We start from the raw sequence: 10,844 nt of genomic DNA, 5'->3' as shown, positions 1-10,844 counted from the left end.
CTTATGGCTACAAATCTTGGCTCATCAATTTTCTGACAAATATTTCTCAAATAAACTTCGAGTAATTTCTACCATCAATCAATGAAAATAATTTCGATCGATCAACCAGTAAAAATCCACACAAGTTGTTCTTCATAATCTCTTAATGATCTTACTTAAAACCTCGTCAATTTTAAGTTTAACGTTCAACACTTAACGCTTCGTTTCGTGTATCTCGTCGGGATGCAGCGTATTCTATAGAGTTTTTAAACCAACGCAACCCCCATTATAGAATTTTCTATAATTTTGCATTCGAGTGTTTTTTTTTTAACCCAAGAAGTTATTTTTAACATGTTTCAAGACTGTTTTGCGTGTTTTTTACACATTGCAACATTCATTTTTTAGATCATTTTTCTCATTTTAATTTTGATTATTTTGCCTTAAGACAATAAAACCAGCTTTATGCTGGTTTTATTTGAATTTATTAATTAGCCTGCTCTGCCAGCCATGACATAAATTTCTGACGCTCAGCTTTATTTGCTTTTTGCCATAATTGAATCAGTTGCTGATCAGCAGTTACTCCTGAAGGTGACTCACTAGAAGGAACTGCCACCACTTTTGATTGCACTGCTGCTGGTGTATATACAGGTGCTGGCTGATTTTGCAAAGCTGTTTTCTTTTGAGTCAAATCGGTAGTTTTTGAGAATATGCCTTGTGCCAACCATGGTTTTGGCTCTGTGTTTGCACCTACCTGCTGTACTAGCATCTGATTATTTTTATCAAACAATGCCACTATAGGTTGTTCAGCATATTTTTTGGCAGCTTCAAAATTTTCCGGTGCATTGACCAGATCCAGTCGATATTCTCCACCATCTTGTAAAATGGGCGTGCGTATAGTTACTACAGATGATTTTACAATATCGTGTTCACCATTCAAATGCTCAAAATACTGAGTGTAACGCACACTAATATTGCTAGTACCTGCATCCACTTTGTATTGATTGTTCTTGGCACGGAATAATCCCGTATTAACTTCCTGATCATTCACCGCTAGAATTTTAATTTCTTCTGGTGCTGAAATCGTGACTGCTGAAAATGCAGCACCACTTACCATCAATGCAGCTGCAGCAAAAGTTAATTTTAGACTCATTCCACCATCTCTTCTTTGAATATTAAAAATAAATTGCACTATGCAATTAACAAATGACAATTTTATGACAAAGCTATTTTTAATACAGCTGTATTTTCAAGACTTTATTGAGATAAGCTTTGCAGCTTAATTGATTTATCTATCATTCGCTTTATCAATAAAAAGAGTGCCGTTTCAGCACTCTCTTAACCTCACTTAAATGAAACATACATCAGTCAAATCTTTTGAAACGAATACTATCATCAAGAAATGTTTTTTCTCCCGCCGGGGCTTCAATTGAACCAAACACCAGTTCGGCACGTAATTTCCAGTTTTTAGGAATATCGAATGTGGCAGCCACTTCATCATCAATCACAGGATTGTAATGCTGCAATGAGGCACCGATATGCTGCTCTGCCAATGATGACCATACTGCAAATTGTGCAATGCCGGTAGAATGCTCTGACCATGCTGGAAAATGCTCAGCATATAAGGGAAATTGTTCTTGTAGCGATTTTACAACGTCTTGATCTTCAAAAAACAATACCGTGCCATAACCTGCTGCAAAACCATTAATCTTTGTATTGGTATTTTCAAAGGCTTCTTCTGGCACGAGTTTACGTAATGTTTCACGTACAATATTCCAGAATTTCGCATGTGAATCACCATATAGAGTCACGACACGTGAAGTTTGTGAATTGAAAGCAGAGGGACTATTTCGTACCGCATCTTTAATGACCTCTTCTATTTGATCAGCTGTGATTGGAACGTTTTGACCAATTGCATAAATAGTACGGCGCTGTTTCATATGGGCTAAAAATGACATAATTTCACCTTTTTTAAATTTTATTAAGCATGATTGGAATAAATTGATCTTACTTTCATTTTAGGAGCATTACATGATTATAAAAGTGACATTGTGTTTTATTTATAGAACAGTTTGATAGCTGATTTTCAATAGATATAAAATAAAAAAGCACCCCTCAAAGGTGCTTCATTAATACGATGATCTGATTAATTCAAAATTCTAAACCGTTCAGCGGTCTGAGATTCCTGTTTGATGTCTGCTTCTTGTTCAATGGAACCGAATACCAGTTGTGCCCGTAACAACCAGGATTCATCAATATGAAAATGTTCCGAAACTGCCTTATCTATACTCGGATTATAATGCTGCAAACAGGCACCAATACCTGAATCCGCCAAGGCCGTCCACACTGCATATTGCGCCATACCCGACGTCTGTTCTGACCAAACGGGAAAATCGTCCGCATTAAAAGGAATTTTCTTTTGCAATTTTTGAATAATGTTCTGATCTTCATAGAACAGTACCGTTCCATACCCTGCCACGCATTGATCAATTTTCATTGCTGCACCGGCAAATACATGTACAGCAACTAATTTACGTTGCACCTCTTTGACAATTTCCCAAAATTGCTGATGGGAATCCCCAAATAACACCACAATTCTTGAGCTCTGAGAATTTAATGCGGAGGGACAGCTTCGCACAGCTTCTTGAATCAATTCTGCCAAATAGGCTTGACTAAAAGGAACCTTTTTGCCGAGAACATAAATGCTGCGACGTTTTTTCAATTGATCGACAAATGTTAATTCATTTACCTCTTCAGCAGCTCTTTTTTTAAATTTTAGTTCTTTCGTAATATCTGCCGTAAGGACATGACCAATTTTCTCTAATAATGCCACAACAGTACTCCCCAATAAGAATGCTAAAGCTTTTAAGATTTTTTCATATTCTAGCGGTTTTATAAGGAGGTTCTTTAGATACGGGATTCTTGAATGTTGGTTTTTAAATCAAACAATTCTCACTAAAACAACAAACTCCGCATTTAGCGGAGTTTGTGTGAAATATCATGCATTTTACTTTTCAGTTTCAAATAAGGCTGCAACAAATGATTTTGCCGAAAATGGACGCAGATCATCAATTTTCTCGCCCACACCAATAAAGCGAATAGGTACATGGGTACGACTAGCGATATTAAATAACACCCCCCCTTTAGCAGTTCCATCCAGCTTGGTAATGGTGAGTCCGGTCAAGCCAACGGCTTCATCAAACATTTCGACCTGATTAATTGCATTTTGACCAGTACCCGCATCTACCACCAGCATAATTTCATGCGGTGCTGTGGCATCAATTTTTTGCATCACGCGTTTTACTTTGGTCAACTCTTGCATTAAGTGACCTTTGTTATGCAAACGGCCTGCTGTATCTGCAATCAGGACATCCACACCTTTAGCACGTGCACTTTCAAAGGCATCAAAAATGACGGATGCACTGTCTGCACCATGACCCTGGGCAACCACTGCAATATTGTTGCGTTCGCCCCAAATTTGTAATTGTTCTGTTGCTGCCGCACGGAAGGTATCGCCCGCAGCCAGCATGACTTTTTTGCCTTCGCCTTGCAAACGTTTTGCCAACTTGCCAATTGTGGTGGTTTTACCCACGCCATTTACGCCAACCACCAAAATCACAAAAGGTTTTTTATTGGGATCAATATGTAAAGGTTTAACACGCGGAGCCAGCAATGCGACCAATTCTTCTTGCAACGCTTTATACAGCGAATGTGAATAAATCAGATCACCACGTGCAGTACGTTCAGTCAAATTGGCAATAATGGTTTTGGTTGCATCGACACCAATATCTGCAACCAGTAATTGCTCTTCCACCTCTTCCAGCAATTCATCATCGATTTCTTTACCACCAATGAGAATGTTAACCATACCGTCGGCAAGGTTTTTACGGGTTTTGGTTAACCCTTCTTTCATGCGGCTAAAAAAGCCACCTTTAGGCGTATGGTCTTGCTCTATTTCTGTTTGCTCTGTTTCTGTGGCTACAGGCGCAGAAACAGCAACTTGTTCATTTTGAGTTTCAACAATAGGGATATTTACCGCGGGTAAATTCGGTAAAGTGACATCGTCATCCCCGATATCAGCATCAATCAAAAATTTATTTTGCCCATTAGATTGCTGTTGCATGCCGAATCCTTGAAAAGCATAGCGTTAAAAAACAAGGATTCTAGCATAGTTTTGTCCTGCGTTTTCCAATAGACACTGAACACACCAAAAACCAACAACTTAACCTTTGCTTTCAGGCAGCAGTTTCTGAAAAATGATCATAAATATAATTTATGACTGGGGGTAAATCTTGTGCTCAAAAGCAGCTACCCACTTTTTTTAAAACCGTTTTTTTTTAAAAATTATATTTTAACGCTCACGCTGGCTTTATTGATGCTTCAAAGTGGCGGGGTACATGCAGAAACTCGCAGCAAATTGGCACGTACGACCTTTGAAACTACGCTTAAAAACGGTCTAAAAGTGATTATTCGGGAAGATCACCGTTCTCCCATGGTCATGACGCAAATCTGGTACCGGGTGGGCAGTAGTGATGAATCGGGGAATTTATTAGGCATTTCACATGTACTGGAACATATGATGTTTAAGGGTACGCAAAAAGTTCCCAATGATGAATTTACCCGCTTAAGCCGTATGTATGGCGGACGCATCAATGCCTCAACTTTTACCAATTACACCAATTATTACCAGCTCTACCCTAAAACCTATTTGCCCATGGCTTTAGAACTTGAAGCAGACCGGATGAGTAACCTGCTGTTACGCCAGCAGGATTTTGATCCTGAAATTAAGGTGGTGATGGAAGAACGGCGCTTACGCACAGATGACAATCCCAGGGCCCTGGCTTTCGAACGATTCAAATGGATCACCTATCCAACCAGCCATTATCGCCAACCGGTGATCGGCCACATGAAAAATCTGCAAAACCTTCAGCTTGAAGATGTCAAAAAATGGTATCGCGACTGGTATAGCCCCAATAATGCCCTTCTGGTGATTGTCGGTGATGTCGATGCTGAACAGACCGTATTGCAAGTGCAAAAGTATTTTGCCGATATTCCTGCCAGAAAAACCCCGCCACGTAATGACGTATTAGAATTTGACCGTATTGGTTATCGCCATATGGAACTGAATTTTCCCGTGAAAGTACCCAACCTGTTTATGGCATGGAACGTACGCTCACTGGTCACAGCCAAAAATCCGCAAGATGCGTATGCCTTAACAATTATCAGGAACATACTGGACAGTGGAATTTCTTCACGGCTGCAAGATCGCCTGGTTCGGGACAAGAAAATATTGACCGCAGTGAGTGTGTCTTATGATCCTTATAGCCGTGGTGACAGCTTATTGAGCATTTCTGCCTTGCCTGTTGACGGGAAGAGTTTATCGGAAGCTGAACAGGCCATTCAGACCGAAATCGAGCTGCTCAAAACCGAATTGATTCAACCCGAAGAAGTCGCGCGGGTGACGGCTAAATATGTCTCCAATTTAATCTATAGCCAGGATGACATTGCCGGACAGGCACGGATAATCGGCAATCTGGAAATTAACGGCTTAAGTTTTCGCTTGATGGACGAACTGCCCAAACATTTTGAAACGGTTACCCCACAAGATATACAACGCGTGGCGAATGCTTATTTTAATCGTGACAATCTGAGCACCTTATATCTTTCTCCTGAAAATAAAGCCCCATAGTGGAATTTGTTATGTTCAAGCTGCATTCTTTTTTTATTTTTGCTTCTATGCTCTGGACCCAAGCCGCATTGGCGGACATTGACTTAAATAACCTACATGATGACAACCCGGCACAGCTCAAATCTATTCCCCTGTTACAAAGCTTGCAAATCACCCATGCACAGACTCAATTCAACGCTCCCTATGTACATGAGCTGAAAAACAGATATCAAGTTCGTACGCTGTTTGTCGAATCACAGGATTTACCCATGGTCGATATTCAACTGACCTTTAATGCAGGTTCGGCACGGGATGAAGAAATCGCGCCAGGTCTATATGGTATTGCCAATATGGCAGCAAAACTGATTGATGAAGGAACAGAAAAATATACGGCTAATGAAATTGCCAGTACTTTTGAACGTGTAGGCGCTCAATTTAGTGCCGGTGCTTATCGGGACATGTTTATCGTTAAATTACGGGTGTTGTCTGACCCCAATAAACTTGAACCTGCTTTAGGCATGCTGCTGGAAGTGCTAAACCATTCAACCTTTAAAAAATCCAGTATCGATCTGGTATTAAATAATACTCAAGTCGGCCAGAAACAGATCCAGGAAAGTCCTGGCCGCATGATGAATATCCTGTTTTACCGTGCTTTATATGGAAAACATGCCTATGCCGAACCCATTCCCGGGACTCAGCGCAGTATTAGCAAAATCACACCGGCACAACTGCAACAATTTAGTGATCAATTTTTGGTGGCACAGAACCTGAACATTGCCATTACCGGTCAACTCAGTCCCAAACAGGCGCAGCAACTTTCTGAACGTATCGCGGGCAACCTGAAACAGGGAAAAAAAGCCCAACCCTTGGCTCAACCCGTCGATAAATCAGGTTTTGATATTCGCCACATCAAGTTTAACTCCAGTCAGGCGCATGTCATGATGGGACAATTGGGTACTACACGCTTTGATCCGGATCGGCTCGCTTTGGAAGTGGCTAACCAGATGTTTGGTGGAAGTGGTTTTAATTCTATTTTAATGAAAGAACTACGGGTTAAGCGCGGTTTTACCTATGGTGCTTATAGTTCATTTTCATTTAGCCAGGCGCCAGGAACATTCAGTTTTAGTTATTCCACCCGACAAGACCAGTTACTCGACAGCATACAGGTTGCTCATCAGGCCTTGGTTAATTTTGTCAGCCAGCCCATTAACCAGAAACAGCTGGAAGAAACCAAGGCCGGCATGTTGCGCGCTTTTCCAAACAACTATAGTAGCAATGCCAATATCAATGCACAGTTGGGCTCTATAGGATTTTACAATCAACCTGCTGATTATTTAAGCAGTTATCCAAAATTATTAGAAAAAATTACTGTACAGGATGTTCAGAATGCCCTTCAAAAACATTTACACCCTGAACGTCTTACGATCATTGTAGTCAATGACAAATTAGACAGACCCGCATTGGAAGCAGTGCTAAAACAAGATTTAAATCCACCCGCTCCCGCAAACATACCTTCGACCAAACCAGCTCCCAAAACAATTATTGCTCCGCTTGTAAAGGAGGCAATTGATGAGCCTGGGTCATCTCCAGATGATGCGCCTGCATCAATTTAAAATATTGGGCATAAGGAATCTGAGGTTGCTGCATCAGCAGCAAAGCCATTTCCTGAGTCGCTGGATAATTGGCTTGAGCTGAAAGCTGTACGACATTTTCAAATTGTTTGACCGTAATGGGTCGGTGCAGCGCAATGAAAGCAAGAATCAAGATAATGGCAATGATGGTAACGACAAATCCGTTATAAATATCTTCCAGCTTTATTTTAGATTTTAAGTGAAAAATTTTTTGTAAAGCAATATGCATAACCTACCTCGAATTCAAGGTAGTGTAGGATGCAGCATAAAGAAGCACAAGCAGATTTGCTCAATTTCACTGTATTTGTAACAGAAATTGAGCAAATCAAAATCGGCGATTAGACAATGACATTCCGGATTACTGCAAAGTAAAGCACAAATGCGATAATTCCCAATACCAATAGAATTGCGAAAGCCCCCACCCCTCTTTCAGCATGCACGGGATGCAGCTCATCATCGTCCGCTATGCGCAGCAACTCACCATTATAGACATTATAAAAATCCTCACGTTGCTGTATATCCAGCTGGCGAGTAAAATCATATACTCTCTTACGCTGGGCTAAACAATAATTACCCAGGTGAATTTCTTGATGAAAAATAGCTTCGTCTAAATTTTTACGGTGCTGATGTGCAAGTTCAATGATTTGGTCTGTAGTGGGAGGCAAATCAAACGTAAAACCATCTAATGTTTTTGTCATGTTATTCTCCTTATATGTCAAGTTCCTCTATTAACATACTAAGCAAAAATCATTTTGTACATTGTTTAATCATGTAACCTTGATTTTAATAATACAGCCCATAGATATTGTTTGACAATTTAGGTTCGATGTAATATTACTTTAACAAAGCCTAGTTAAATTAGTATCAAGACAAACTTAATAGTCTATCTAGCAATCATAATTACAATAAGGAGTTTAATATGATTCAACAAATCTCTCATCAAGACCTAGAACATGCATATGCAGATGCAGTGAATACAATTCAGTCCCAAATGAATTTTGCAGATGCGGTTCAAAAACTGGAAGAAGTCGCTCGTGCCGGACATGGTAAAGCAGCCTTGTTTTTAGCTGAACTTTACTATCAGGGTTTCCGCGTAGAACGCGACTCACTCAAAGCCCAATACTGGCAGAAGCTGGCCACCATGCAAGCTTAATCAAACGTCACCAAGGTGGCGTTTTTTAATGCCTTCTCTTTTTAAATACATATTCATTTACATTATTTCTCAAAGCTTACACTGAACTTTCATATTGCATCCTTACAATAACTGCTGAATTCACTACATGTATTCTGGTATGAATCAAATTAATTCATTACAGCCTATTCCTAAAGATTTATTTTTTAAGATCACGATTTTAAAATCTATGATGTACTGTGGTGTACTTTGGGGTTTATATCATCAGCAGGGTTGGGCCATGATGTCCGACCATGAAGATTTTATTTTCCCATTCTGGTTAAACGGTATGCAGGCACAAAAATATGCTGAACGTCATTGGCCAAATTATACGCCACGTAAGATTACTTCAGCAGATTTTCAGGACTTGCTGTTACCAACACTCACTCGTTTAAATGTTACCCCCGCACTTTGCAATTCATCTAGCCAAAAATTTAAATTGACCACACAACAGATGCGGCATTTCTTTTTTGCCGAATCTTTACAATCTGCTTGAGGGTTTGCCACAGATATTAAAAGTGAAATATCGATAAATGTAAATTTTTATTAATTACCTGAAAAGTATTTGCATTTTTCTGATTTCGCGCTAAGTTTAATGTCAAATAAGGAACAAGAAGGACGATAATAAATGACCAATGTTGCACAAGTTATTCACGATAAAACTGATAAAACCATCTTTACGATTCGCCCAGACTCAACGGTACTTGAAGCAATTTCGCTTATGGCAGATAAAGGCATTGGTGCACTGGTAGTGACCGATCAAGAGAAAGTGGTCGGTATTCTTTCTGAACGTGATTACATGCGTAAAGTGACGTTGATGGAACGAACATCTAAAGAAACCACAGTCGGTGAAATCATGACTGCCAAAGTACTCACAGTTACTAAATCTAACAGTGTTGAAGACTGTTTAAGTTTAATGACCGATCGCCATTTACGTCATCTTCCTGTGGTTGAAAATGAAAAACTGGTGGGTTTGATCTCTATTGGCGATTTGGTTAAAGCCGTGATGGATGACCAACGTAAACTCATTGATCAGTTACAACAATATATTGCCAGTTAAGATTGAAAATACATAAAAAACCTCTCGATATGAGAGGTTTTTTAATTTTTCCAGCCAGAAATTAATCCTTATCTGAAAAAATAGGGACATATTTTTAGTTCAAGCCTAATTTCTCTGCCACATAATCCGAGTCTTTATCGCCACGACCCGAAACGTTCACGACAATTTTCACATCTTTCGGCATTTTGGGTGCTTCACGTAAAGCCCAGGCGACTGCATGTGAACTTTCCAGTGCAGGAACAATCCCCTCTACCCGTGAAAGTGTCATAAAGGCATCCAGACATTCCTGATCCGTTGCCGTGGTATATTCCACACGTCCCAAGTCTTTAAGTAGGCTATGCTGTGGACCTACACCCGGGTAATCCAGACCCGAAGCAATCGAGTGTACCGGTAAAGGCTCGCCTTGCTCATCTTCAAGGACATAACATGCCATCCCGTGAAGCTGGCTTGGTTTACCCAAAGTCAAGGTTGCCGAGTGCATCGTGGTATCTAAACCATGGCCCGCAGGTTCCACACCGACCAGCTTGACATCAGCATCATTCAAGAAGGCTGTGAAAGCGCCCATGGCATTTGAGCCACCACCGACACAAGCTACGATGTAATCCGGATTTGAACCAAAACGGTCATTGGTCTGAACTTTGATTTCATCGCCAATAATCGCCTGAAAGTCACGAACCATTTTCGGGAAAGGATGTGGACCAACCACTGAACCAATGGCATAAATGAAGCTTTTCGGATCTTTCAAGTATTCTTCAAATGCGCTGTCCACGGCATCTTTTAAGGTCGCTGTGCCGCGTGTGACAGAAATCAGGTTGGCACCCAGAATTTTCATTTTGACCACATTCGGATGTTCTTTTTCAATATCCACTTGTCCCATGTGAATTTCACAGGGAATACCCACTAGAGCACACGCTGTTGCCAATGCCACACCATGCTGCCCTGCGCCTGTTTCCGCGATTACTTTCTTTTTGCCCATATATTTGGCAAGTAAAGCTTCACCAAGACAGTGGTTAATCTTATGTGCACCGGTGTGGTTTAAATCCTCTCGTTTCAGGTAAATTTGCGCTCCACCCAATTGGTCAGATAAACGCTTGGCATGAAACAGTGGACTTGGACGACCAACATAATTGGCAAATAAATCTGCCAATTCATTCTGGAATTCAGCAGTATGGCGAATTTGCTCATACGCCACATTAATTTCGTCCATCGCCTCTTTTAAATGAGGTGGAATAAACTGACCGCCATATGCGCCAAAGAAACCTTCTTCATTCGGTAATGGGATGCCATTAATTTGATGCGTCATATTGAATTCCTTCATTTAAAACAAGCACTTTGCTT

The 10,844-nt window shown here is 40.4% G+C and carries 12 protein-coding genes and 1 rRNA gene (1 of these 13 cut by a window edge); 5 read left to right on the top strand and 8 right to left on the bottom strand.

The features are described from left to right. From H4I94_RS01090 to ftsY, 5 genes are all read right to left on the bottom strand, one after another. Positions 1–54, bottom strand: a 16S ribosomal RNA gene (locus H4I94_RS01090); it reaches 1,548 nt to the left of the window's first position. A 409-nt stretch (positions 55–463) separates the two neighbouring features. Then, the gene (locus tag H4I94_RS01085) at positions 464–1,129 is read right to left on the bottom strand and encodes a DUF2057 domain-containing protein (RefSeq protein WP_261181332.1); all 666 of its coding nucleotides are present in this window, start codon (positions 1,127–1,129) and stop codon (positions 464–466) included. Between the two features lie 211 nt (positions 1,130–1,340). Continuing rightward, on the bottom strand, positions 1,341–1,934 hold the full coding sequence (locus H4I94_RS01080; protein ID WP_261181053.1) for a nitroreductase family protein: 594 nt from the start codon (positions 1,932–1,934) through the stop codon (positions 1,341–1,343). 188 nt (positions 1,935–2,122) lie between these two features. Then, positions 2,123–2,809, bottom strand: a complete 687-nt coding sequence (locus H4I94_RS01075; RefSeq protein ID WP_092819493.1) for a nitroreductase family protein — start codon at positions 2,807–2,809, stop codon at positions 2,123–2,125. Positions 2,810–2,983: 174 nt separating this feature from the next. Next, positions 2,984–4,099, bottom strand: a complete 1,116-nt coding sequence (gene ftsY, locus H4I94_RS01070) for a signal recognition particle-docking protein FtsY (protein WP_092819492.1) — start codon at positions 4,097–4,099, stop codon at positions 2,984–2,986. Positions 4,100–4,351: 252 nt separating this feature from the next. On the opposite strand from ftsY, the gene H4I94_RS01065 reads away from it, so the two are divergent. Together H4I94_RS01065 and H4I94_RS01060 are read left to right on the top strand one after the other, a co-directional pair. Then, positions 4,352–5,665 (top strand): M16 family metallopeptidase, encoded by a 1,314-nt coding sequence (locus tag H4I94_RS01065; RefSeq protein ID WP_261181050.1) that lies wholly within the window; start codon positions 4,352–4,354, stop codon positions 5,663–5,665. An 11-nt stretch (positions 5,666–5,676) separates the two neighbouring features. Then, complete coding sequence (locus H4I94_RS01060; protein WP_261181049.1) at positions 5,677–7,257, top strand: M16 family metallopeptidase; 1,581 nt, start codon at positions 5,677–5,679, stop codon at positions 7,255–7,257. Here the strand turns inward: H4I94_RS01060 and H4I94_RS01055 are convergent. Together H4I94_RS01055 and H4I94_RS01050 are read right to left on the bottom strand one after the other, a co-directional pair. Beyond that, complete coding sequence (locus tag H4I94_RS01055; protein WP_261181029.1) at positions 7,184–7,504, bottom strand: hypothetical protein; 321 nt, start codon at positions 7,502–7,504, stop codon at positions 7,184–7,186. The genes H4I94_RS01060 and H4I94_RS01055 overlap by 74 nt on opposite strands. A 109-nt stretch (positions 7,505–7,613) precedes the next feature. Beyond that, positions 7,614–7,973, bottom strand: coding sequence for a hypothetical protein (locus H4I94_RS01050; RefSeq protein ID WP_092819489.1), 360 nt, complete (start codon positions 7,971–7,973; stop codon positions 7,614–7,616). A gap of 221 nt (positions 7,974–8,194) precedes the next feature. Here H4I94_RS01050 and H4I94_RS01045 point away from each other — a divergent pair, with 221 nt between their 5' ends. The 3 genes from H4I94_RS01045 (at position 8,195) to H4I94_RS01035 (ending at position 9,506) form a co-directional block, all read left to right on the top strand. Continuing rightward, a complete protein-coding gene (locus H4I94_RS01045; RefSeq protein ID WP_086196293.1) occupies positions 8,195–8,428 on the top strand; it encodes a hypothetical protein in 234 nt (77 codons plus the stop codon). A 139-nt stretch (positions 8,429–8,567) separates the two neighbouring features. After that, positions 8,568–8,942 (top strand): DUF2750 domain-containing protein, encoded by a 375-nt coding sequence (locus H4I94_RS01040; RefSeq protein ID WP_261181016.1) that lies wholly within the window; start codon positions 8,568–8,570, stop codon positions 8,940–8,942. Positions 8,943–9,074: 132 nt separating this feature from the next. Next, positions 9,075–9,506: a CBS domain-containing protein gene (locus H4I94_RS01035; protein WP_261181015.1), complete on the top strand. Its 432-nt coding sequence runs from the start codon at positions 9,075–9,077 to the stop codon at positions 9,504–9,506. Between the two features lie 94 nt (positions 9,507–9,600). On the opposite strand, the gene trpB is transcribed toward H4I94_RS01035, so the two are convergent. After that, entirely contained in the window at positions 9,601–10,809 is a 1,209-nt protein-coding gene (gene trpB / locus H4I94_RS01030; RefSeq protein ID WP_261181014.1) for a tryptophan synthase subunit beta, read from the bottom strand. Positions 10,810–10,844: the final 35 nt, after the last annotated feature.

Origin of the sequence: Acinetobacter sp. T_3_1 (assembly GCF_025377055.1) — a bacterium.
Lineage (GTDB): Bacteria > Pseudomonadota > Gammaproteobacteria > Pseudomonadales > Moraxellaceae > Acinetobacter > Acinetobacter kookii.
Note: the sequence above shows the minus strand (reverse complement) of the source record. Positions and strands in the feature narration are given on the sequence as shown.